Below are 21,997 nucleotides of genomic sequence, written 5' to 3' on the forward strand. Positions count from 1 at the left end.
TTCATTCATTCCTTTATATATCATTTTCCAAAAGGTGGTGTTTGATTTATAAAAGAATATTAAGATAATTCTATTTAATGAATTACCATAATCTGTTAGAATTAATTTAAACTATTCCTCTCAGTGACAAAATCAGTAGAGTATGATGATGATAGTCTATAAGTGGTATGGAAACGGAGAGTCAAAGGATGAAACCCAAAGTATTACTGTTTATTTTTGATAGGTATTGCGAATTTGAAATTGCCCCTGCTATTTCAATATTAAGAGATACTCATGATTTACATACATTTTCTTTACACAAGCTTCCTTGTGAATCAGAGGCAGGTTTAAAAACGATTCCCGATTTTTCTGTTAAGGAAATTAACGTGAATGAGTATGAAATTTTAATAATCCCTGGTGGAGATTTAAGATTGATTGCAAATGCAAAAGAGTTATTTGTATTAGTCCATAAATTTCATAATATTGGAAAAAAGATAGCCGCAATTTGTAGCGGTGTATATGTAATAGCAAAAGCAGGAATCCTAAATAACTTTACTTATACTGTCACATTATCAAAGAAACAAAGAGACTTTTTAGGTGTTTTTGATGAAAGAAATTTTCGTTATAAGGATATTGTTATACAAGATAATGTCATAACAGCACAAGGGCATGCCTATGTTGAATTTGGAATCGAAGTATATAAGATGTTAAGAGAAACTAATACAGAAACAATTGATTTCTATCGTGGAGATAGAAATCGTTTAATGGAAGCTGATGGATAATTGTAAAATCCAAGAAAATAAATGATAAGGATATTATGTACTTACCTTAATTATGAAGATACCCATAAACTAAACAAAGGAATGCAACTATATGAATATAACAAATACAGAATTAGAAAAATTAAGTCTTAAAGTTAAAAATGTATTAACGAGAGAAATGGAATGGGAGATTGAGGATATACGTTTGATTGGCAGCGGTGTCATAAATGCCGTATTTTTAATTAGGGATAAGGAGAGAGGATTGCTTGCGGTTAGAACGCCGTGGAGATCGGATGAAAGAATGATGGATAAGCATTCAAGCGGAGTCATTTCTTTACAAAAAGAAGCAGCAATAGCAGAACATTGTTATAAACACCACATTCCTGTTCCCAAAATACATAAGATTTATTTAAGTAATGAAATTAACTTTCTAGTATCAGAATATATATTGGGCGATGATCATGAAATTTCATCTTTTGATCTTGGGAAGTTAACAGCAAAAATACACAAGGTTCCTACGGATGGCTTATTGATTATAGATCAGCAAGAACAAACATTAAGTAAAATTATTTCTGAGAGAATAACAGAACGTGTCATTTCATTAAGAAAACTAACTAATATAGATTTTATCATTCCAGAGTCAGAAGAATTGGAAACCATATTGAATACTTCACCAACAAATGATACCCTCTTACATCTTGATGTTAGAAGACCAAATGTCATTGCGAAAGATGGAATTATTCAAGCCATTATTGATTGGGATAACGCATTTATTGGAAATCCAATAATGGAGTTAATGAGGATATCGGAGACACAAGAGTTACATGTAGAAGAGTTTTTAAAAGGATATAATGGCGAAGAGGTACTTATAAAAACAGAGAAAGTAATTCAATCAATCTATCGTCTAGATACGGCTCTAATGCTTTCTATATTGTTTATTTCGTTTATAAATGATAAAGCAAAAGCGGAATATTATATTAATCGTGTTCAAGCCATTATAAATGAAATAAATAAATGCTTATAGGTGATCATAACTTTGGCAAGATTGTATTTAATGAGAGTGAATATTTTTAAGGTTAATATGTTACTAGTCATTTTATACAATGATCTACTAATAATTATATTTATTAAGCAAATGATTGAAAGGAGGGGAAATCTGTGCAAAATGAGAATAAGTTTTTAGTTGGAGTAAAAGCAGTTATTGTAAATGAGGGGAAAGTATTAATTATTAAACGCTCCAAAATGGCTCACTATAATGGCGGTACGTGGGAGCCTGTTGGTGGGAAGGTTGAATTTGGCGAGGGTTTAGAAGATGCTTTAAAACGGGAGGTAATGGAAGAAGTAGGTTTAGAAATTTCAGTAAATCATATATTGTATGCAGCTACATTTAAAACAGACCTGAATAGACAGATGGCAATAATAGCATATTTATGCAGAAGTGAAAACACTTATGTAAAATTGTCGTCTGAACATGATGATTACCGATGGGCTGATGCAAAGGAGTTAAAAAAGCTCCTTCCGACATATATAATAAATGATTTCGAAAAAAATCATGTTTTTTCGTTGATTGAATATAGAACAAGTTCTTAAAGGACAATGAAACTTACATTTGGGATGACCGTACATAAATAAATAATAGGAAATTGTAACGCGGGGGGTGACCTCTTTGGATAGTAAAAGAAAGGAAATAATTACAACATGGCTAATAGTAGTTTTAGTAGCAACGCTTGTTGGCTCGATTGTATTTATGTTTTTAGGCTATTTCAAAATAGGGTTAGCGTCAGGTGGAATTTTTATGCTAATCGCTACATTTCTGGCGGAGTGGACACGAGACAAAAGCGCAGTGTATTTACATAGAAAAGAGTATAAAAGGTAACAAAAGTTAATTAAAAACGAAAAATAATGAATATTTTATTTTTAAATAGGGATCTACTCAATTTTAACAGGAAATTTTCTTTAAAAGTACTTGGAGCTTAACAGAAAAAGATCCCTCAGGTAATGTGAGGGATCCTTTTTAGTTAGCTATAAATTCGCTGCTGTTTTTTCTGATAACCTCTATAATTCAAATGCCATTTTCTAAATTTTGTCCATGCTTTTTCAAAGTCTGGCTGGATAATCGACAGCTGGACCCAGCCTCTTTCAGCCAAATAAGCACTCTTATAATGCAATTCAAAACCTGAAAGGGCAGCATCTTCTGCCATATATTGATCATCTTCGTTTCCTTTTAATGTGACAATCATTGGATAGCCTTCAGTTGTTAAAAACGACATTTCCTCTTCATTCTCTGCTGAAAGAAGTTGTTCATATCGGCTTTGTAGCAGCGTATAGCGCTCATTATTTTCATATGCATAAAGAGCTTGCTCAAAGCTTTTGAATAGCTGGGAAGAGTAGGTGAAAGGGACATTTCCACTTGCATACAAACCTAGATCAAGATAGGAAGGCAAATGGTTGTCCGCGTCTATCACATGATTTGAAAAAACAATGGCAATCCCGCTCATCGTTCCAATCGCTTTTCCACTAACTGCTGTAGCTAAATATACATCAGCTAAGGAGAATGGCAGTGCACCAAATGAACTCACACAATCTACACATAGTTTGACCTCATACTTTTGGCACATCTGCTGGACCATTTGTAAGTTATTAAGCATGCCGGTTGATGTTTCTCCATGCGCCATTAGGAGCCATTCGTATTTTTCATTTTCTAGCTTTTCATTAATTTGCTCCTCTGTAAATGGCATGCCCCATTCATGTGAAAGTAAGTTATATTCAAGATTCCACCGATCTGCCTGTGCTTTTAAACGTTCTCCAAATGCGCCATTTGTAAGAATTATCCCTTTTCCAGATAAACGGCTAATTTGGCCGACCATTGCCTCATTTGCGAGAGTGCCACTGCCAGTTAATACGTGTACATATTTTGACTTGCTCATATTCAAAAGACGATCCTGTACTCTTTTTAATGAGACAGAGAAATCATAGGAACGGTGTGAAATAGGCTCTTCCAGTAGAGCCTTACGAATATCATCTGTTAATTGTACAGGCCCTGGGAAAAAGGAGTACGTTTTTTGTTTTAATCTTGCTGCAATAGACTGTTCATAACGAGTTCTTGTTAGAACCATGGGAATAAATTGTGCATCATCAGAACCGACTGGCTCTGCAAAAGCTTCAAATCCCATTTGAGCATATAGTTTTAATTCTCGTACAGTTCCAGAAATAACTGCAGCACTGTATCCTTTTCTATATGCATAATCTGATAGTGCTCCTGTAAGCATAAAAAAAACACGGCCATTTCGATGCTCTTTTCTAACAGCAAGAAGGCGGATTTCACAAAGCTTGCCAGTTAACGCATCCTGCGGCAACAGATTTTCAACAGGACCTAGCTTCTTATCTAAAGAGAAGGGACGTTGATCACGAATAGCAATCATTCCTGCAAGCTCTTGGTTTTTTAAAACAATAATATATTGATTTTCATTATGAAATGGGTCCACACGTACTCCATTTGGATCTGGCTCGTGTTGTGGAATCTCTTCAACAAAGGTTTCATAGTTTAATTTTGCAATTTCAGCAAATTCTTTTTCAGTACGTGCAATTTTACACCAATACATTTGAAAAAACCTCTCTTTTACAAAGCTACATTCTAATAATAGGTATCATGACTAAAATCTATTTTCGCATAAGAAGAGATATATGGAAATACCTTTCTCCTAAAAATGGAAAACTATAGGGCTATTAAAAGGATTTTCATAAGAAAGTGTGATTATCCTATTTTATTATCATTACACGATTAATAGTATCAATTTTTTGGGTATTTGATTTTTAGGGATGCCTAATCGTGAATGGTACTAGAATAGAAGTTTGGATGATCGCTTTATACTGATCCCATCCGCTACACGTAGGAATAAAGACCTATTGTCTAAAAATGAAGGAATATTTATAATTATCAGTATATTGTGAAAAGGAGGTATAACATGTCTTTAACAAAAAAGATCCTACTGGGAATGGGGTTTGGAATTATTGTTGGATTGATTCTAAATTTAGCTTTACCGAATATTTTTGAGACTGTGCAATCGTATATTTTATACCCATTAGGAAAAATATTTGTAAATTTAATTAAAATGCTGGTTGTACCAATTGTTGTAGTATCTTTAATTCTTGGGACTGCGGGAATCAGTGATCCGAAGAAATTAGGACGGATTGGTGTAAAGACTATTTCGTTCTTTCTTGTTACAACCGCAATTGCCATTATATTAGCTATAGGAATGGGCTTTTTATTTCAGCCTGGAGCAGGTAATTTTCAATTGGATGGCGCCAATTATGAGGCAACAGAAGCACCCCCTGTTATCGATACCCTTGTGAACATTATTCCAACTAACCCTGTAAATGCTATGGCACAGGAATCCATGCTCCAAATCATTGTATTTTCCATTTTTATCGGCTATGGTTTGTCTAGGCTTGGTGAGAAAGTGAAGGGAATCTATCGACTCATTGAGCAGGCTAATGATATTTTAATGTATTTAGTTAATGTAATTATGAAATTTGCTCCGTATGGTGCATTTGCGTTAATTGCTACGGCAATCGGCGGCCAAGGAGTTGACGCGATTACAGCAATGGGGAAATATATGTTTGTAGTATTATTTGTTCTTCTTCTTCATCTTGTACTTGTCTATGGTTCAGCGCTTTCCATATTAGGGAAAGTGAATCCAATCAAGTTTGTTAAGGGATTTTCCCCTGCTATGATTGTAGCCTTTAGTACTTCAAGCAGCAGTGCTACATTGCCAATTTCTATGAAGACATTGCAGAACAACTTTAATGTTTCAAAAAGTGTAAGCGGTTTCGTTCAGCCGTTAGGTTCAACGATTAATATGGATGGTACAGCCATTATGCAAGGAGTTGCAACCGTATTTATTGCTCAGGTATATGGAAGCAATCTTAGTTTAAGTCAATTGCTTACCATTTTATTAACAGCAACATTGGCGAGTATAGGAACTGCAGGAGTTCCAGGTGTTGGGCTGATCATGTTATCGATGGTTTTAACATCTGTTGGGCTTCCTGTTGAGGCAATTGCATTAGTTCTTGGGGTCGACCGTTTGTTAGATATGTGCAGGACTTCTGTCAATATTACAGGAGATGCAGTATGTGCAGTTATAGTGGATCGCTCGGAAGGAAAGCAGGAAGAGTTCCTATCAGAAGAGAAAAGTGCTTAATGATTGACTATGATTATTGAAAATGAGGCTCCCATAGGGAGTCTATTTTTATTCACCCATCTTTTGTAAAATATTTCGTAATAATCTATAATAATATCAACTTTTATAGAATTTCAATTTTTTGTAAATTAATGGAGGAGCCTATGCAAGCAAAACATACTTTTGGCAAGAAAGATCCAAATAAGGCATACATAAAGAGACCCGCAGTCTATGCGGTTATTTTCAATGAAACAATGGATAAAACAGCAGTTGTCCAGGCAGATAGCAGGAAATCTTTTCTTCTTGGCGGAGGGATTGAAGGGGAGGAAACACACATCGAGTGCCTAAAAAGAGAAGCGATTGAGGAATTAGGCGTAGAAATAAAAATCAAACAATATATTGGATACGCGGAAAGATACTTTTTTTCAACGAAGGAATATAAGAATTATTTGGGTCAGGGCTATTTTTATATATGCCAGCTCGGAAAAAAGATTTGTGATCCGATTGAAGAGGATCATCATTTAATATGGATGGAGATAGATGAAGCTCAAAGAAAATTATTTCATGAACATCAAAGCTGGGCAGTGAAAACCGCTTTGGAATTGAGTAGACAAAATGACAAATAAATTGCTACGCATGTTTGCTTCCTAAAAAAAGCATGGGATAACATTCATCGATTGTTATGCTACTGAAGAATAATAGCCTTAGAGATGTCTGTAAAATAGATCTCTTTGGCTTTTTTTACTCATAAATAATGAAATGGTCCATTGGAGTTGGGATCTGCCATGATCTTGAAGATAATCTCATAAGAAAAAAATTAATATGTCTGTATAAAATGTATTAAAACTTTCTATCACTTTACCGATATAATAACGTGCGAATAATAATTGCATTTACTGCAGATAATTTTTTAAGTTTAGCAACTATTAATTTATTTTACACCAAATGGGAGTGACAGAAAGTTGAAGATTAAAACGAGTCTGATTTCTACTATATCCATCTTAATAATAGCCGTAATAGGGTTAGGGTTGTTTTCTATTACTATAATCAATTCAACCATTGACCAAAATCAGTTATTAAAAAACAAAATGGAAGTACAAAAAGGAATAGTAAAAGTTCAATATCATCTGACTGGTATTTCAAATGATGAAAGAGCGTTTATTATCACAGGGGATGAACAATATTCTACAGGTCTGCAAAATAAAGCGAATGAAATTAAGAAAACCCTTAAAAATATCGGAACATTAATAAAAGAAGACAAATATAAAAAAGATCTTGCTTCTCTTGAACAAAGCTTCGATGAGTTTTCAGAGATGAATCAGCAGGTAATAAGAACCTTCCGTCATAACCCATCAGAAGCTGGAAGTTTACATTTTGGCGAAGAGAGAGCATTAAGGAAAGATGTATTAGATCCAGCGGTTAACCGACTAGTTGATGTCCTTGAAAAAGATGTGAATGAATTAAGCAATAGGATCGCTAGAGAAGGAAGCTGGAGTAGGGTTGCACTACTTTCCGCAGCAATTATTGCCACAGTTCTAGGAATTATATTAGGTGTTTTCTTATTAAGAGCCATTTTAATTCCACTTGGCCAGATTAACAAACAATTGGAAGATATTGCTCATGGAGAAGCTGACTTAACGAAGCGAGTAAGAATCAAAGGGAAGAATGAGTTTGGCCAATTAGCACAATCGTTTAATATATTTGTTGAATCATTGAGAGAAATCATTAAACAAGTGGGCAGTTCATCTGAGCAGGTAGCAGCATCTTCAGAGGAATTATCAGCAAGTGCAGAACAATCCAAGACAACGACCGAACTCATATCCACTTCTATGCAAACAATTGCAGATAGTAACTCACAGCAAAGTGAAATGATGGAAAATAGTTTACAAGCCGTTAATCAATCACTGGAAAATCTAGTAGAAGTTACAGAAAACACTGCAAATGTGGCTGAGGTTTCTTCTGCAATGAAAATTCAGGCTGAAAATGGTTCTGAATCTGTAAAGAAAGTTGTAGAGCAAATGGAGTCTATCCATCAATCTGTAGACTTAGCAGGTGAGGGGGTAAATTCATTAGTATCAAGTGTACAAGAAATTAAAGAGATTTCATCTTTAATTACAGATATATCTAGTCAAACTAATTTACTTGCATTAAATGCAGCAATTGAAGCAGCAAGAGCAGGTGAACACGGAAAAGGATTTGCTGTAGTAGCAGATGAAGTAAGAAAGCTAGCAGATGAAACGAATCTTTCAGTCAATAAAATTCATCAGCTAGTTGCAACGATACAAAGTGAATCGGCAGATACTGTCAGCAACATTGTCCAGGTTAAGGAAAATGTTGCATCAGGTATCAATATTTCTATGGAAACAGTGACCAATTTTAAAGATATTCTTGATTCAATTGAAAAAGTTACAGCACAAATCCAAGAAGTCGCAGCTACTTCCCAGCAAATTACTGCTGGATTTGAATTGGTGCAGCATTCAATCGAAGGAATAACTGAAGGAACGAAAGAAACTGCAGCAAGTACAGAAAATATTGCTTCCTCAACGGAGGAGCAGCTTGCCACCATGGAAGAAATATCGTACGCAACTGCTTCTTTATCAAAATTAGCTGAGGACTTGCAATCAATGGTCTTACGATTTAAAGTATAAATTTTATAGTATAATAAACTTCTGCACCTCCATAATTTTGGGGGTGTTTTATTTCGGGAAACAAAAAGTTAGAAAATTATACCAATAAGGCCTTTTCTGTATTATAATTTTAAAAATATTCAAAAAAGGAGAAGCGGACAATGAATGATTGTTTTATCTGTAATAAACATAGTGGGACTTTAAAAACGGATGGAATAGCAATCTATGAGAATGAGTATGTTTATGTTGGACATATTGATAACAAAGGAAAACCTAATTACCTAGGACATATTATGGTTGACTTGAAAAGACATGCTGCAACGCTTGGTGATATGACAGCAGAAGAAGCAAAAGCATTCGGGTTAATCATGTCTAGGGTTAGCCAAGCTCTAATGAAATCTGAACAGGCAGAACATGTATATGCGGTTGTTTTAGGAAACTCCGTTCCACACCTTCATCTACATTTAATGGCAAGATATCCAAATACGCCAAAGGAATTTTGGGGCCCGTGGGAAGTATATGATTGGGATGATGCGCCAATGGGTGATAGTAACGCTGTTTTAGAACTCTGCTTTCGTTTAAAAAAATACTTAGAGAACAATTAATATGAGTATTCTAATGAAAGAATTCACATGGGTTGGCAGTCAGGAGCATTTTATTGATAAAATAAATGTTCAAAAAATCAATCAAATAAGGATTGGGCGTTTTGGAGGGAAATCAACAGCAGGGCAGAATAAAAATGATGATGGCTGCTTAATATGGATAGGCGAAAAAAAGGATTGGGAACTTGCTATGATTTTAGATGCACATAATACCGCGGAGAGTGCAGAAATAGTAATAGAGAAATTTACAATGAAAAAACCAGAAATTGTAACGAGCTTATCAATGCCTATTAATCAAAGCTTTAAAAGGCTTGAAGAAGTAGTCTTGGATTTATTCCAAGGAGAAGAATTTCTCTCTTCTTGTCGGAAAATTAAAGGAGAAACTGCTTGTTTAATTGTCGCTCGAAAAGATAAATATGTTTGGTGGCTATCAATAGGGGATTGTTCCTTATATATCTTTCATCCAGAACTTGCTTCTCTAGGTCAATACCAAATAAATCAACGGCAATTCTTTGAATGGGTTGGAAAAGTCAACACGTTTGAACAAACAGTTCCCTGTTATAGCAGGGGAATAAGAGAGTTAAGAAAAGGGTTTAATCGGATATTTTTAACAACTGATGGACTTATCGAATGCCCGAATGAACCATTTTCTAATCCAAAAGAAATATATAAGGTAATTTCAAGTTCGGAAGAAGAAGAGAGTATAAAACGGCTTCTTCAAAACATTCAGGATAATCATGTAAAAGACAGTACAACTATTATTTCTTGGAAAGTAAACATAACCGATTCAGTTACAAGACCAAGTAAGGAATAGGGGACATGCTATTGCAATGTAAACGGAGGGGCGATTTATGCCTCTTTTATTGTGCCTTAGTTTGCTGCTGAATGTTGCTATAGGAAAAAAAAGCTAAAATATTATCGTCTATCATCAAATCATATCAGGAAGTTGCAAATCCTGTTATACTATATTAAGTAAGGGTTAGCATTGAATGATAAGCATCCTTAATTGAAACTGGCTAATTATTAATAAAGGGAAGGTAATATATGTCTGTAGAAAATGAAAATATAACTAGATTACACATAGAAAATAAGGAGTACATACTTATTGGTACTGCTCACGTATCAAAGCACAGCGCGGAATTGGTGAAAGAAGTAATCGAGGCAGAAAAGCCGGACGCTGTTTGTATCGAATTGGATGAACAAAGATATAAATCCATTACTGATGGGAATAAGTGGAAAGACATGGACATCTTCCAAGTAATAAAAGAAAGGAAAGCCTCCTTGCTATTGATGAATCTAGCTATTTCTTCCTTCCAGAACCGTATGGCAAAGCAATTTGGCATAAATGCTGGGCAAGAAATGATTCAAGGAATTGAATCAGCGAAGGAGATAGGTGCAGAATTAGTTCTTGCTGACCGAAATATCCAAATTACTTTTTCGCGTATTTGGGGAGGGATTGGATTAAAAGGAAAAGCATTGCTTCTAACACAAGTAATAGCTAGTATTTTCAGCAAAGAGAGCATATCAGAAGAGGAACTGGAAAAGATTAAAGAACAGGATACGATCAATGCCATTTTGAATGAATTTACTGAGACCTTCCCGAAATTAAAAACGCCATTAATTGATGAGAGGGACCAGTATTTAGCTGAGAAAATAAAAAATGCCCCTGGAGAAAGAGTGGTTGCTGTACTAGGTGCAGCACATGTTCCAGGTATTAAAGAAGAAATAAAGAAAGAACATAACTTAGACCGTTTGAATGAAATTCCGCCAAAATCAAAAGCCCCAAAGATCATTGGCTGGTCCATACCAATACTTATAATTGCAATAATTATCTATACATTTTTATCCAATCCTTCGGCAGGACTTCAACAAACCATTAGTTGGGTACTTTGGAATGGTTCCTTATCCGCTATTGGTACGGCTGTTGCTTTTGGACATCCACTTGCTATCTTAACTGCCTTTATAGGTGCACCAATTACGTCCTTAAACCCGTTACTTGCTGCAGGCTGGTTTGCAGGAATTGTCCAAGCCTATTTCCGAAGACCAAGTGTTAAGGATTTTGAAACACTTTCTGAGGATGTTTTTAGTCTCAAAGGATTTTGGGAAAATAAGGTAACTCGAATCCTTCTTGTTGTTGTCCTAGCCAATATTGGAAGCTCAATCGGAACCTTTATTGGCGGAGCAGATGTCATTCGCTTATTTATTCAGCATTTATAGTTAACAAAAGATGTTGTCTCTGAAAAGGGACAACATTTTTTTATAAAGATGAGTTTTGTAAGCTCCTTGCATCGTCTAATGATTAAGAGAGAAATGAGGTGTGAAAACTGGAGCAGCGAGATGATTTATTTGAATCAATCGTACAAGATTACTTAAATGAGATTAGAAAGCTAATATACTCTTATGTGAGAAATTATCATACGATGGAAGAAATTACGCAGGATGTTTTCCTAACAGTATTTCAAAAATTGGAGGAATTTAAAGGAGATAGCTCTTTAAAAACGTGGCTTTATTCAATTGCGATTAATAAAAGCAAAGATTATTTAAAAAGTTGGCATTATCGTTACATGAGTTTCAATCAGTTTTTTCAAGATAGGGGAAGTGACAAAAGTATAGAGACTGAAATAATAGCTATGCAACGCAATTTTGAACTATCAAAAACCATTATGACATTGCCGGTTAAATATCGGGAAATTATTATCCTCTATTATTATCATGATCTAAATAGCAAAGAAATTAGCACCTTATTGAGCATAAATGTAAGTACTGTCCGAACGAGGTTAACCCGTGGCAGAGAACTCATAAAAAGGAGGTTCGATTTAGAATGGACCCACTAAAAAATTGTGTGAAAAAGGCACTTGATGAGCATACTTACAAAAATATTGAGTTAGATCAAAATGCGAGAAACAGATTTATTGCGCAAATCAATCAGAGTCAAAAACGATCGAAAAGAAAGCACTTTCACTTGTATCCCTCCATGTTAGCAGGAACATGTGCATTATTATTAGTCATTCTGTTATTTTTACCACAGCTGCATTCGAGCTCATATGGTGAGGAAGAGGTTTATCAGTTTGTAACGGAGTACAAAATCATCCAGTATACAATTGAAGATCCAGCCTATTCGCCTACAGGTATTGAAATTAGTGAGAGGGTAAAGGATTTCCTTTCAGAGGATGCCTATAAAAAACAAATGGCAAATCGTTTTTATGACACAGCGCCATTAATTGCCCAACAAACGAATAAAAGTATCGCATTATCAGATATCAAAATAGAAAAGGAAAAAGAAAAGGAGAATGGGATGATCGACTACAATTATACGATGAAAATACAAATCTATGACAATCAATCTTCTAAAGAAATTGCCATAAAGGGACAATTAACAATTGCTAATGATGACGAATTAAAGATCACTCGTGATTGGGAAGATAGAAAGGGATTGGTAGATGAATTTTTCAAATAAGCAATGGAGATGATTTGAAAATAATTAAAAAATCTATACGCAAAGATAGGAGTCCAACAGCTTCTTCTGTGATATATTAATACTGTAGATATTTTCCTTAGGAGGGATAATATGACTGGAGCTATTGCTGTTGTGATGATTTTTTCCATACCAATCATTGCCATCGTAACCGATCACTTTCAAAAACAGTCAAAAATTAAGCATAAAATGATCCAGGATGAATTAGAATTGGAGAAGCTAAAGCATCAAAACTACTTAATTGAAACCCAAAAAATGAGGCTTGAGCTGGAACAAATGCAGCATGAAGAACAAAAGGAAAAGAAGGTTTTGTGAGGGTGGAGATCTTTACCCATAACATGGAAGCAGGAATCATTGGTGAATTTTGATCCCTGCTTTTTTTAGTTTCTGATAAAGGTTTTTCTACGCTCACTGATGCCAATCCCCAAGTGACTTTTTTTAAGAGGGGAATTATCCGCGTTCTTTGATGCCCGCCCCCAGTGAATTTTCCTTAAGAAAGGTATCATTCGCCCTCACTAATGTCCACTATCACCGAAAATTCCATATGGATATCATCTTAAGTTCTCTAATTTTATATCCCATCGATTTCTTACGTCCCTAAATCTTTTCATATATTCCCACAGTAAATACAAGCTATTTCAATTCTTAGTTTTGAAATATTAAAATTTTGAGTTATTAAAGTATAAAATCTAAATCGAAAATGAAAAAATATTTACGCTAAAGAGTAAAAAAGTGTTGCGCTTTAAATGAAAATAGATTACTCTTTAAAGTAATAGGAGGTGAAAAAATTGGAAGATCTGAGATTAAATGTTTCATTATTACGTAGAAGAGTACCTAATTTGACGACGGCGGCAAAATCTGTTGGCTTGCGTCCTGCTACTGTTTCAAACCTTTGCACAGGTAAGATTCCTGTCGGCAGGTCAGAGGTTCGCACATTAGTTGCACTTGCTTCGTTGGCAGCGTGTAGTTTGGATGAGTTGATCATTAGAGGGGAGAAGGTTGAGATGATTGAAACGAAGATAAAAGCATTGGATCTATTAGCACCACTTGCAAAAGGCGGCACAATTGGTCTCGTAGCACGCCACGGAATGGGGCAGCTTGTCTTATTGTCGGAGTTATTTTTCCGCTTAAAAAAGGATGACTTTACCACCATTTTGCTCATGCCAAAAGGGGACTATCCAGAATTAAATGATGTTGCTGTAAATGCTGACATCATTGCAAATACGATTAATGAAGCATATGAAGAAATAGCAATGAAGGGCAAGACAAGCGAAATTGCTTTTGCTGCCGATCGAAAAAATGTTTTAACTGGGGAAATTTATGAACTCCAAGAGCGATTACAGGGAATAGGAATGAATAGTGTCACTACTTTTTTAGTCGATTTAACAGGAGAGTCAGTTGACGAGGACCTTCCATACGGTCCGCTTGAAACATTATGGCAGTTCGATGCAGATTTATCAGCAAGACATAAATTCCCTGCAATCAACCCTATTTATTCAACCTCATCTGTATTAGAGGGAGCCCATCTAGATCAGAATCATCTCACCACTCAACAACGTGCACAAAAACTTCTACGTCGGTATCGTGAGCTTCGGTCATTAGTAAATGTACGAGGATCCGAGCATCTCCCAGCAGCAGAAATCCAAACATTTAAACGCGGCGAACGCCTAGAAGCCTATTTAACCCAGCCATTTTATGTCGCAGAAGATTTTACTGGAACAAAAGGGGAATCTGTGTCCCTAACTGATACAATTAATGATGTACGTAAAATCCTTGATGGGGTGACTGATTCAGTCGAAATTGAACGGTTAACCTTTATTGGACAATATGTTGCAGATTAATAGGAAGTAAAAATAGAACTCGGTATTTGAGTTCTGTTTTTTTGTATATAAAAATTATATGTGAGTAACATCAGAAAATTCTTTATTTTCTTTATAGTTATTAGATATTTAAATGCTTTATAGCTTATAATTTTTACTGATGATAACAATAAATATAGTTTAAAATGACTTTATCATCTGTCATATTGTTAGGAAATGGAAAAATGTATATTACTAATAAAAAATTGAAACAGGATCTTATAAGAATCAAGAAGGAACTATTTCAGCTGCGTGAAGGAGAGTTTGTTCAGGATTTCCTTCCTCAGATGCTTCATTATATTGGTGATCCTCAGCCTGAGCTGCGAGATGATCTTATCTATACAACTTTTTATAAGTGGATTATTGAATCAAACAAATTTACAGATGAAGACCTGAGAAATCTATTGTCTATTTTAATAGATAAGCAGCATTTGTTATATCATCTCGGAAATGCAGGTGACCTAACAGTTTTAACAAGATCTTTTTCTGTCCTGCCTGTGGCACTAATATTACACCGCCACTTAAAACAGCCGTTTTTGACGATATCTGACTACCAATCTGTAAAGAATGCTTTGCTTCACTATTATAGAGAGGAGAAAGATTTACGCGGCTATTTACCTATAGAAGGGTGGGCACATAGTGCAGCTCACGGTGCCGATGCTTTAGAAGAACTTATACAATGCCCTGAAAGTGATATATCTTTGCAGTTTGAAGTGCTAGATGCGATAAAAAGGATGCTTCATAATGGCATCTATATTTTCTGTGATGAGGAGGATGAACGAATTGCAAGCATAGTAGATACCATGATAGTAAAAAACTTAATTCCTCATGAGAAAATTACTGACTGGTTAATCGGATTGGCAGAATGTACCGGTTGGAAGAGAAGCCGTGAACAAATGATAGCACAGATAAACAGCAAGAATTTTATGAGGTGTCTTTATTTTAGGAGAGGATATAGCGATCAGCTTAAAGCTGCTTTGCTTGAAGCTGAAGGAAGACTAAATAATTTTGCAATTCGTTAAGTTTAAAATCTATGAATAAAAATAGAAAAAGGATAGATTTACAAGAAGTACATTCAAAAGACCATATTTTTGAATCACCGAAAAATTTATAGAAAAGTGATAAATAAAATGATATAATATTCATAATATTATGGAAGGGAGTGAGTTTACGCAATGATAAATTTCATGAAGATAACCTTGGATATTAAATTTATTGCCTCTCACTCATACGGATTAAATTAGGTAGAAATAAGTTGATTTGACCTATGATTTGAGCTTGGGCAAATAAAAGCACAGGCTTTTTTGTTATGAATTAAACCGTTTGAGCCACAGGGTTATTTAATATAATTCTGTGGTTTTTTTGTTTGATTTATATGACAAATATTTAATTCCGGCTGGTATTTTCAAAATTTTAACTGAAGGTAACAAATGGATTATCAAGCACGGTTGGAACAATTTTTTCAAAGGAACATTTTAGTATTAAAAAAGGGCCATTAAGGAGTTGTCTGTTTATGTTGAAGTTAAAATATCTTTTTGACAATAGCGATTTAGCAGAAATGTTATTGGGAAACTGGGAATATGACAAAGAATCTATTGATTTGTTTAAATATTATAGGATATCTTCAAATGCAATTTATCCGTTTCAAATACGAAACAAGACACAAATGTTAAGATTTTCCCCAAAATCAGAGAAATGTCAGACAAATATTTTAGCAGAACTTGAATTTATTTCTTACTTGCGTTCTAAACAGTACGGTGTTTTAGAAACGGCTTTGTCAAAAAATGGGGAGGAACTTATTGAAGCACAAACCCCATGGGGCGAATATTTTGCTTCTGTATTTAAACGTGTAGCAGGCATACAGCTTAATAAGACCGATTTAAGTGATTTTATCATTTTCAATTATGGAAAAGCATTAGGTAAACTTCATCAATTATCTAGTGAGTATAAACCTATTAAGAATAAACGATGGTCTTTCAGTGACGTGTTAAATTGGATCCATAATACTCTAATTGATTTACCACATGAAACATCAGCTTTAATGGAAACAAAATTACTGCAAGACTATTTTTACTCGATTCCTATTACAAAAAGCAATTTTGGACTGGTTCATTACGATTTTGAATATGACAATGTATTCTATGATGAAGCGTCTCACTCTTGTAATGTTATTGATTTTGACGATGCTATGTATCACTGGTATATAATGGATATCGTTCGAGCACTAGATAGCATGCAAGATTGTATTCCAGCGGAAATGTTTCAGCAAAAAAAGCAATGTTTCATGGATGGATATCGTACTGAATATGAACTTTCAGAAGATATGCTATCCATAGAACCAGCTTGTAGACGTTTCGCAAATTTATATGGGTATGTTCGTGTATTAAGATCAATAGAAGAAAAGTGGGAAAATGAACCTGACTGGTTAGTAAGTTTGAGAGAGGAATTGATAAAGGGTATGAAAGAAGAATCTTCTTGGTTTGGTATGGAGATTTAAATTTTGGAGTTTGCACAAAAGGTAATCTTCAAAAATAGGACGCAAATCCGGAGTAAGATTTGTGTTCTATCTGAATCGTTTCAGTTAGCGAACTACTTTTAAAAAATAATAAACGGGAGGTTTAACAATGATTCTTGAAGTCGCAATGTTACAGGTAAAAGAGGGAATGGAGAATGAATTTGAGGATGCTTTTCGTAAGGCATCACTTATCATTTCTTCATTGAAAGGCTACATCTCACATGAATTGCAAAGTTGCATTGAGACCAAGGGAAAGTATTTGCTTTTGGTGCACTGGGAAAGTTTAGATGATCACATAATAGGATTCCGTCAGTCTCCAGAATATCAGCAATGGAAAAAGCTTTTGCATCATTTTTACAACCCTTTCCCTACAGTTGAACATTTTCAAAGGGTTACTCTTTCTAAATAAGTAGGGTCTAGATATTCTAAAATGGTGGAATGGAAAATGCCAAATAACTTAATTTCTTTGTTGAAGGAGTATGAAGTGTCTGTAGCTACGAGTAAAGAAGCAGACCAAATACTAGGACTTTTAAAAGATGCTGCAAAATGGCTAAATGAAAAGGGGATTGATCAATGGGGATTCCTAGCGGGTGGAGGAGAAGATGATGAAATAAGACAAGTAATAAATAATAAAAAGACTTTTATTGTTAAAAAAGATGGCGAGATTGCGGCTACGTTTACACTGTATCAGGCACAAAGCTCTTGGGACAAATATATCTGGGGAAAATTAAATGATGGGGCTGTATACCTTCACAGATTAGCCCTAACTCGTTCTAAAATCGGTTCTGGTCTAGGAAAGGAAGTTTTTTACAATGGCTGGAAATTCATCTTGAAAAGGAAGGAAAAAATACGTTAAGATTGGATTGTGTAGGGAGTAATAATAAATTAAATGATTTTTATCGCAATAATGGTTTTGAAAAAGTAGGTACTGTTGATGGACATACTATGTTTCAAAAGAACATATAAGAAATGTAATATATAGTTACTAATGATAGGTGCGAAATGATACATTCTTCTATTATCTAGATTGAATTAAAAAGCATTCTTTGGAAATAACCATGAATGCTTTTTGTCTTCTTATTTAGAAATAATATGCTGGACTCTTCCAACTTGCCCATCTGTTAAGCGAACTTTGATTCCGTGTGGATGGGTACTAGAATTGGTGAGGATATCTTTAACGATTCCTCTTGTAAGCTTTCCAGTTCTTTGATCTGCCTTCAATACAATATCAACAGTAATCCCTGATGAGATATCTTTGCGATTAGTTCCATTCATTAGCTGCCCATTTTTCTGCGGGTATTGCTTGGTTTCTTCGTTTGCTGGCTTTTCATTTTCTTTGCAGAAAGGTCTACATTTGCTTTACCTTTACTAGGTGAATTCTGGTTCTTTTTATTTTCAAGCTGCTTTTTCATTGCCTCTTGAAGACTTACTTTCTTTTTTAGTGCATTGGATTGATTGTTATCGGTCATAAGAATTTCCTCCATTTGGAATATGTTAGTTAGAAGTATAATCTATTTTTGGGGTTTATGAAAGAGTAATGAATGGATTTGGGAGATCAGAAACAATATATTTAGTTAAACCGGGGTGAATACAGTGAGTACTCAAAATAAGCTTCCTCCGATTGAAGCTGCACAACAATTTATCAATAAACATTTTCCTGATAGTCAAGGCGCATTATTAGCAGGAAGCGTCGTTCGTGGAGAAGCAACGGAAACATCAGACCTTGATATAATTATTTTTGAGAAAAATATTCGTACTTCTTATAGAGAATCGCTAATAGATATTGGATGGGCAATAGAGGTTTTTGTACATAACTTAGCCTCTTATAAATTATTTTTTGAAAGTGATCGAAAAAGAGCAAAACCCTCTTTGCCGAGGATGATTTCAGAAGGAATCGTTCTACAAGATCATGGAATTATAGATTCTATAAAAAAAGAAGCACAGGAATTATTAGAAAATGGACCAGAAAAATGGTCAGTAGAGACGATAAAAACAAAGCGCTATTTTATAACAGACGCATTGGATGATTTTATTGGATGTTCGAACAGGGCAGAAGAACTCTTTATTGCAAATACTCTTGCTGAATTAGTTAGCGAATTCTATTTAAGAACTAACAACCAATGGATTGGTACATCAAAATGGCTCGTACGCTCTCTAAGACATTATGATGAAGCGTTCGCAGAAAAAATTATAGAAGCTTTTGATGATTATTATAAAAGTGGAGAAAAAAGTCAAGTAATTCAATTAGTTGATTCTATCTTGCTTCCTTTTGGTGGAAGGCTATTTGATGGATTTTCATTAGGGAAAAGTGGGAATAACACATGAATGAATCAATAGAGGAGTTTATACCTTTATTTAGAATGGAATATCAAATATACAAAAATCCCCTTTACATTTATATCGCAGAGGTATAGAATCTCTATATACCTAAAAAAACTAGGTAGGTGAAAATAATGTTTAATCGTGAATTGGTTAAAGGGAGTACATCGCTCTTGCTGCTGCAACTATTAGAGGAGCGGGACATGTACGGCTATGAACTTGTAAAAGAACTGGAGAAGCGCAGTGAAAATGAATTTTCCGTGAAAGAGGGCACGCTTTATCCTGCACTGCATAAGCTTGAAAAGCAGGAATACATTGAATGCTATTGGCAGGAACAGGAGAAGGGGCCAGCAAGGAAGTACTACCGTATAACGGAAGCTGGCAAGGAAATGCTGCTTGAGAAAACCCGAGAGTGGAATGACTTTGTTTCAGTAATGAACAAGCTGATTGGGAGAAAAAAACATGGAACGGCTGAAGAATGAGTTTTTAGCTGAGTTAGAACAAAGACTTATCAATCATCCAGATAAGGTATCTATTTTGAACGATTATGAGGTACATCTGGATGAGTTTCTTGTTTCTCTTTACAAACTAGAGAACGAGTCAGAGATTCAAGATCAAGTTTATTCAAAGTTCGGAACACCGAAAGAGATAGCTGATTTGTGGAAGGAAGAACTCTCCGTAACGACTAGTAAAATGAAATGGCTATTCGTTGCGGTAAATATATGTTTGTTTCTCGGTGGAGCGATTCTTACTATCGCACATAATCTCCTTGATTGGGATTGGCTTACGAAAGTGTGGATTCAATTGACTTCCATTCCAATCATAATTGCACTAATATACTCATTTTTTTGGGCGCTCTTAGGCTATGAAATTGGGAGAGGCTTTGGACATAAGGGAAGAAAGGTAATGAAAGGAACTTTTTTGCTAGCTTTACTTCCCAATATTTTATTAATGATTTTAACGGTATTCAATATTATCCCACATGAATGGTTTAGTCCGCTGCTGACAGAAACGTTTATCGTTATCTGCATCCTATACACTATTCTTTTATACCCCATTTGTTTAATTAGTTACCGGTGGGGGAAAAAAGCTTCTGTATAAGCTTTTTTTTAATCATATACATAGAGAAACTATATATATAGAATCACTAAATATATTGGAGGTTTGTATCATGGAATTAAAAATAGGAAAGATAGACTGGTTGTTTTTTCTTTTATGCTTAATGATAGGGATACTTGCTGAAGAAGCTTTCTTTAGAGGTGAAATTGGTATTTCCTATTTTGTATTTATTGCCGTTTTTTACACTATATTCTTCTTTCGTTTTCGTTCGTTTTCGTTTTCACATCAGCGAGTGGGATATCTCGTATTAATTTCAATATGGCTTTTAGCTGCAGGCTATTACTTGACAGATACCATTCTTTTTTATACGTTAAATATCATTGTTATCCCAACACTTGTAATCTTTCATTTAGCATTAATCACTTCTCCGAAAAAAATGGAATGGAATAAGCTGTTTTTCATTCTATACACTACTTTAAGGATTGGACATGGAATTCGCTATGCGAGTCATTTCATAGGATATATTGCAAAAAAATTAAACCGTAGCAGTAATCCTAAACGTAATGATGTTTGGAAAAAAGTTCTTATAGGGATAGCGATTGCGATTCCGTTTCTTTTTGTTGTTCTTAATCTGCTAATGTCTGCTGATGCTCAATTTGAAAAGCTTTTAAGTAACATACCTAATTTATTTAACTTTCAAACTGAATACATCTTTCGTATCCTTATCATTCTAATTTATACTTTTGGATTTTTTGGGTTCATGCAAGTTCTTTTACAAAAAAAGGTACAAATTGTCCAGCAAAAAGATGCGTTTAAGCTTCCTCAAATGGATGGAGTCGTTACTTTGACTGTTCTATTGCTGCTAGACTTAGTGTATATCTTATTTGTTGTTGTCCAATTTAAATATTTCTTTAGCGGGACCCTTGATGATGGCTTTACCTATGCAGAATATGCGCGCCGAGGATTTTTTGAGCTCTTATTTGTAACCCTTATTAATTTGACTGTAACAACAGTGGTAATTACTTTTTCAAAAAGTGTGCAAGGGAAATTGAAGACAACGATTCGTTTTGCTTTATCGTTGTTAGTTTTATCAAGCGGTGTCCTCCTCATATCAGCTTTTATGCGAATGTCGATGTATGAGGATGCATATGGCTTCACGTTTACTAGAGTACTCGTCAATTCGTTCATGATTTTCCTAATGGTCATTTTTGCTTACACCCTTATAAAAATCTGGCTAGATCGATTGTCGTTATTTCATTTTTACTTCATCGCATCTCTTATTTACTATGCTGGCATGAATATCATCAATCTTGACCAGATTGTGGTAGAACGTAATATTGCACGATTTGAGAAAACAGGGAAAATTGATATCCACTATTTAAACAATTTTTCATCAACAGGAATTCTTGGGCTAATTGAGCTTTATGATAAAGACCCTAATGTACCAGGATTAAAAGCATTACTAAAACAGGGGAAAGCAGAAAGAGAGTATTTATATGCAGATACATGGCAATCGCAAAATCTAGTGAGGGATAAAGCGTATAAAAAGCTTGGGGAGTTAGAATTGAAGTAGAATTTACTACACCAGAAAATGACTAACGTACACATTAATATAAAAATC

The 21,997-nt window shown here is 34.7% G+C and carries 25 protein-coding genes; 22 read left to right on the forward strand and 3 right to left on the reverse strand.

Annotated elements, in window-relative coordinates:
* Positions 1–188 precede the first annotated feature (188 nt).
* The 4 genes from RUH74_RS05340 (at position 189) to RUH74_RS05355 (ending at position 2,616) form a co-directional block, all read left to right on the forward strand.
* Positions 189–761: a DJ-1/PfpI family protein gene (locus RUH74_RS05340; RefSeq protein ID WP_313799231.1), complete on the forward strand. Its 573-nt coding sequence runs from the start codon at positions 189–191 to the stop codon at positions 759–761.
* Positions 762–852: 91 nt separating this feature from the next.
* Positions 853–1,764 (forward strand): aminoglycoside phosphotransferase family protein, encoded by a 912-nt coding sequence (locus tag RUH74_RS05345; RefSeq protein ID WP_313799232.1) that lies wholly within the window; start codon positions 853–855, stop codon positions 1,762–1,764.
* Positions 1,765–1,898: 134 nt separating this feature from the next.
* Positions 1,899–2,330, forward strand: a complete 432-nt coding sequence (locus RUH74_RS05350; RefSeq protein ID WP_313799233.1) for an NUDIX hydrolase — start codon at positions 1,899–1,901, stop codon at positions 2,328–2,330.
* A 76-nt stretch (positions 2,331–2,406) separates the two neighbouring features.
* On the forward strand, positions 2,407–2,616 hold the full coding sequence (locus RUH74_RS05355) for a hypothetical protein (RefSeq protein ID WP_313799234.1): 210 nt from the start codon (positions 2,407–2,409) through the stop codon (positions 2,614–2,616).
* Positions 2,617–2,758: 142 nt separating this feature from the next.
* Here the strand turns inward: RUH74_RS05355 and RUH74_RS05360 are convergent, their stop codons facing one another.
* On the reverse strand, positions 2,759–4,342 hold the full coding sequence (locus tag RUH74_RS05360; RefSeq protein WP_313799235.1) for a GNAT family N-acetyltransferase: 1,584 nt from the start codon (positions 4,340–4,342) through the stop codon (positions 2,759–2,761).
* A 363-nt stretch (positions 4,343–4,705) separates the two neighbouring features.
* Between RUH74_RS05360 and RUH74_RS05365 the strand changes: the two genes are divergently transcribed.
* From RUH74_RS05365 to RUH74_RS05430, 14 genes are all read left to right on the forward strand, one after another.
* A complete protein-coding gene (locus tag RUH74_RS05365; protein WP_313799236.1) occupies positions 4,706–5,941 on the forward strand; it encodes a dicarboxylate/amino acid:cation symporter in 1,236 nt (411 codons plus the stop codon).
* Between the two features lie 143 nt (positions 5,942–6,084).
* Complete coding sequence (locus RUH74_RS05370) at positions 6,085–6,546, forward strand: NUDIX hydrolase (RefSeq protein WP_313799237.1); 462 nt, start codon at positions 6,085–6,087, stop codon at positions 6,544–6,546.
* 336 nt (positions 6,547–6,882) lie between these two features.
* A complete protein-coding gene (locus RUH74_RS05375; protein WP_313799238.1) occupies positions 6,883–8,568 on the forward strand; it encodes a methyl-accepting chemotaxis protein in 1,686 nt (561 codons plus the stop codon).
* Between the two features lie 140 nt (positions 8,569–8,708).
* Positions 8,709–9,152 (forward strand): HIT family protein, encoded by a 444-nt coding sequence (locus tag RUH74_RS05380; protein WP_313799239.1) that lies wholly within the window; start codon positions 8,709–8,711, stop codon positions 9,150–9,152.
* Between the two features lie 13 nt (positions 9,153–9,165).
* Complete coding sequence (locus tag RUH74_RS05385) at positions 9,166–9,963, forward strand: PP2C family serine/threonine-protein phosphatase (RefSeq protein WP_313799240.1); 798 nt, start codon at positions 9,166–9,168, stop codon at positions 9,961–9,963.
* Positions 9,964–10,193: 230 nt separating this feature from the next.
* The gene (locus RUH74_RS05390) at positions 10,194–11,366 is read left to right on the forward strand and encodes a TraB/GumN family protein (RefSeq protein WP_313799241.1); all 1,173 of its coding nucleotides are present in this window, start codon (positions 10,194–10,196) and stop codon (positions 11,364–11,366) included.
* Positions 11,367–11,503: 137 nt separating this feature from the next.
* Complete coding sequence (locus RUH74_RS05395) at positions 11,504–11,983, forward strand: sigma-70 family RNA polymerase sigma factor (protein WP_313799380.1); 480 nt, start codon at positions 11,504–11,506, stop codon at positions 11,981–11,983.
* Complete coding sequence (locus RUH74_RS05400; RefSeq protein ID WP_313799242.1) at positions 11,971–12,606, forward strand: hypothetical protein; 636 nt, start codon at positions 11,971–11,973, stop codon at positions 12,604–12,606. The genes RUH74_RS05395 and RUH74_RS05400 overlap by 13 nt, the downstream gene beginning before the upstream one ends.
* Positions 12,607–12,717: 111 nt before the next feature.
* A complete protein-coding gene (locus RUH74_RS05405) occupies positions 12,718–12,939 on the forward strand; it encodes a hypothetical protein (RefSeq protein ID WP_313799243.1) in 222 nt (73 codons plus the stop codon).
* Between the two features lie 473 nt (positions 12,940–13,412).
* Positions 13,413–14,465: an ATP synthase beta subunit C-terminal domain-containing protein gene (locus RUH74_RS05410; RefSeq protein ID WP_313799244.1), complete on the forward strand. Its 1,053-nt coding sequence runs from the start codon at positions 13,413–13,415 to the stop codon at positions 14,463–14,465.
* 203 nt (positions 14,466–14,668) lie between these two features.
* Entirely contained in the window at positions 14,669–15,505 is an 837-nt protein-coding gene (locus tag RUH74_RS05415; protein WP_313799245.1) for a DUF2785 domain-containing protein, read from the forward strand.
* Positions 15,506–15,996: 491 nt separating this feature from the next.
* The gene (locus RUH74_RS05420) at positions 15,997–16,980 is read left to right on the forward strand and encodes a phosphotransferase enzyme family protein (protein ID WP_313799246.1); all 984 of its coding nucleotides are present in this window, start codon (positions 15,997–15,999) and stop codon (positions 16,978–16,980) included.
* A 127-nt stretch (positions 16,981–17,107) separates the two neighbouring features.
* Positions 17,108–17,407, forward strand: a complete 300-nt coding sequence (locus RUH74_RS05425) for an antibiotic biosynthesis monooxygenase family protein (protein WP_313799247.1) — start codon at positions 17,108–17,110, stop codon at positions 17,405–17,407.
* 36 nt (positions 17,408–17,443) lie between these two features.
* Complete coding sequence (locus tag RUH74_RS05430; protein ID WP_313799248.1) at positions 17,444–17,854, forward strand: GNAT family protein; 411 nt, start codon at positions 17,444–17,446, stop codon at positions 17,852–17,854.
* Between the two features lie 221 nt (positions 17,855–18,075).
* Here the strand turns inward: RUH74_RS05430 and RUH74_RS05435 are convergent, their stop codons facing one another.
* Both RUH74_RS05435 and RUH74_RS05440 read right to left on the reverse strand, forming a co-directional pair.
* On the reverse strand, positions 18,076–18,273 hold the full coding sequence (locus RUH74_RS05435) for a YwbE family protein (protein WP_313799249.1): 198 nt from the start codon (positions 18,271–18,273) through the stop codon (positions 18,076–18,078).
* Positions 18,273–18,467 carry a hypothetical protein gene (locus tag RUH74_RS05440; RefSeq protein WP_313799250.1) on the reverse strand — a complete coding sequence of 65 codons (195 nt, stop codon included), beginning with the start codon at positions 18,465–18,467 and terminating at the stop codon, positions 18,273–18,275. The genes RUH74_RS05435 and RUH74_RS05440 overlap by 1 nt, the downstream gene beginning before the upstream one ends.
* A gap of 124 nt (positions 18,468–18,591) precedes the next feature.
* Here RUH74_RS05440 and RUH74_RS05445 point away from each other — a divergent pair, with 124 nt between their 5' ends.
* The 4 genes from RUH74_RS05445 (at position 18,592) to RUH74_RS05460 (ending at position 21,949) form a co-directional block, all read left to right on the forward strand.
* Positions 18,592–19,323 carry a nucleotidyltransferase domain-containing protein gene (locus RUH74_RS05445; RefSeq protein ID WP_313799251.1) on the forward strand — a complete coding sequence of 244 codons (732 nt, stop codon included), beginning with the start codon at positions 18,592–18,594 and terminating at the stop codon, positions 19,321–19,323.
* 128 nt (positions 19,324–19,451) lie between these two features.
* Positions 19,452–19,799, forward strand: coding sequence for a PadR family transcriptional regulator (locus RUH74_RS05450; RefSeq protein ID WP_313799252.1), 348 nt, complete (start codon positions 19,452–19,454; stop codon positions 19,797–19,799).
* Positions 19,780–20,418 (forward strand): HAAS signaling domain-containing protein, encoded by a 639-nt coding sequence (locus RUH74_RS05455; protein ID WP_313799254.1) that lies wholly within the window; start codon positions 19,780–19,782, stop codon positions 20,416–20,418. The genes RUH74_RS05450 and RUH74_RS05455 overlap by 20 nt, the downstream gene beginning before the upstream one ends.
* A 70-nt stretch (positions 20,419–20,488) precedes the next feature.
* Positions 20,489–21,949 (forward strand): DUF4153 domain-containing protein, encoded by a 1,461-nt coding sequence (locus RUH74_RS05460; RefSeq protein WP_313799256.1) that lies wholly within the window; start codon positions 20,489–20,491, stop codon positions 21,947–21,949.
* Positions 21,950–21,997 lie beyond the last annotated feature (48 nt).

Source organism: Cytobacillus sp., from assembly GCF_032154635.1.
Taxonomy (GTDB): Bacteria; Bacillota; Bacilli; order Bacillales; family Cytobacillaceae; genus Cytobacillus.

What these genes read in the sequence shown, in the direction of transcription:
- RUH74_RS05365 (WP_313799236.1), top strand. Translation starts at nt 4,706, where the DNA reads ATGTCTTTAACAAAAAAGATCCTACTGGGAATGGGGTTTGGAATTATT.
- RUH74_RS05345 (WP_313799232.1), top strand. Translation starts at nt 853, where the DNA reads ATGAATATAACAAATACAGAATTAGAAAAATTAAGTCTTAAAGTTAAA.
- RUH74_RS05390 (WP_313799241.1), top strand. Translation starts at nt 10,194, where the DNA reads ATGTCTGTAGAAAATGAAAATATAACTAGATTACACATAGAAAATAAG.
- RUH74_RS05455 (WP_313799254.1), top strand. Translation starts at nt 19,780, where the DNA reads ATGGAACGGCTGAAGAATGAGTTTTTAGCTGAGTTAGAACAAAGACTT.
- RUH74_RS05385 (WP_313799240.1), top strand. Translation starts at nt 9,166, where the DNA reads ATGAAAGAATTCACATGGGTTGGCAGTCAGGAGCATTTTATTGATAAA.
- RUH74_RS05435 (WP_313799249.1), bottom strand. Translation starts at nt 18,273, where the DNA reads ATGAATGGAACTAATCGCAAAGATATCTCATCAGGGATTACTGTTGAT.
- RUH74_RS05440 (WP_313799250.1), bottom strand. Translation starts at nt 18,467, where the DNA reads ATGACCGATAACAATCAATCCAATGCACTAAAAAAGAAAGTAAGTCTT.
- RUH74_RS05430 (WP_313799248.1), top strand. Translation starts at nt 17,444, where the DNA reads ATGCCAAATAACTTAATTTCTTTGTTGAAGGAGTATGAAGTGTCTGTA.
- RUH74_RS05360 (WP_313799235.1), bottom strand. Translation starts at nt 4,342, where the DNA reads ATGTATTGGTGTAAAATTGCACGTACTGAAAAAGAATTTGCTGAAATT.
- RUH74_RS05380 (WP_313799239.1), top strand. Translation starts at nt 8,709, where the DNA reads ATGAATGATTGTTTTATCTGTAATAAACATAGTGGGACTTTAAAAACG.
- RUH74_RS05460 (WP_313799256.1), top strand. Translation starts at nt 20,489, where the DNA reads ATGGAATTAAAAATAGGAAAGATAGACTGGTTGTTTTTTCTTTTATGC.
- RUH74_RS05370 (WP_313799237.1), top strand. Translation starts at nt 6,085, where the DNA reads ATGCAAGCAAAACATACTTTTGGCAAGAAAGATCCAAATAAGGCATAC.
- RUH74_RS05425 (WP_313799247.1), top strand. Translation starts at nt 17,108, where the DNA reads ATGATTCTTGAAGTCGCAATGTTACAGGTAAAAGAGGGAATGGAGAAT.
- RUH74_RS05450 (WP_313799252.1), top strand. Translation starts at nt 19,452, where the DNA reads ATGTTTAATCGTGAATTGGTTAAAGGGAGTACATCGCTCTTGCTGCTG.
- RUH74_RS05400 (WP_313799242.1), top strand. Translation starts at nt 11,971, where the DNA reads ATGGACCCACTAAAAAATTGTGTGAAAAAGGCACTTGATGAGCATACT.
- RUH74_RS05415 (WP_313799245.1), top strand. Translation starts at nt 14,669, where the DNA reads ATGTATATTACTAATAAAAAATTGAAACAGGATCTTATAAGAATCAAG.
- RUH74_RS05420 (WP_313799246.1), top strand. Translation starts at nt 15,997, where the DNA reads ATGTTGAAGTTAAAATATCTTTTTGACAATAGCGATTTAGCAGAAATG.
- RUH74_RS05340 (WP_313799231.1), top strand. Translation starts at nt 189, where the DNA reads ATGAAACCCAAAGTATTACTGTTTATTTTTGATAGGTATTGCGAATTT.
- RUH74_RS05405 (WP_313799243.1), top strand. Translation starts at nt 12,718, where the DNA reads ATGACTGGAGCTATTGCTGTTGTGATGATTTTTTCCATACCAATCATT.